The organism is Candidatus Hydrogenedentota bacterium, from assembly GCA_016791475.1.
Taxonomy (GTDB): domain Bacteria; phylum Hydrogenedentota; class Hydrogenedentia; order Hydrogenedentales; family JAEUWI01; genus JAEUWI01.
Genome location: JAEUWI010000468.1, coordinates 1 through 519, shown reverse-complemented (window position 1 = coordinate 519; position 519 = coordinate 1). Strand labels below are relative to the sequence as shown.

Below are 519 nucleotides of genomic sequence, written 5' to 3'. Positions count from 1 at the left end.
GTCAGTGATAAAGACCTGGTCTCGCAGATCAACAATTATCCCTGAAATGATCAGCCACACATTCGCTGTGCACAACGGAAATAAATTCATTCCTGTTTACGTGACTGAAAACATGGTGGGCCACAAGCTGGGCGAATTTGCACCTACCCGCACTTTTAAGGGTCACTCAGGTAACAGAAAAGACGCTTAGTAATCATGGAAGCTACAGCTAAAAAAACGAAAAGATCGGTTCTCAAAAGAGAGAAGCGTGATGCCAAGAAGGAGGCAGCGAAAACTGGCGCGGTTAAAGCCCGCCTGACAAACGTACCTACTTCTCCGCGTAAAATGAGATTGGTAGCTGACCTGATCCGCGGTGTTCGGGTTAACCAGGCGCTCAACATCTTGAAGTATGAGCCGAAAGTTGGCGCAGAGAAGATCGAGAAGCTTTTGCTCTCTGCGATTTCTAACTGGTCAGCAAAAAACACAGAGGAGAAGCTTGAAGAAGCAGACCTGTTTGTGAAAGATATTTTTGTGGATGGT

General features: G+C 46.2%; 2 protein-coding genes. Both read left to right on the top strand.

Annotation, left to right across the window (positions count from 1 at the left end; genetic code table 11):
* Positions 1-190: 30S ribosomal protein S19 (gene rpsS / locus JNK74_30290; GenBank protein ID MBL7650459.1), on the top strand; the 190-nt coding region annotated here is incomplete at its 5' end.
* Positions 191-195: 5 nt separating this feature from the next.
* Positions 196-519: 50S ribosomal protein L22 (locus tag JNK74_30285; protein ID MBL7650458.1), on the top strand; the 324-nt coding region annotated here is incomplete at its 3' end.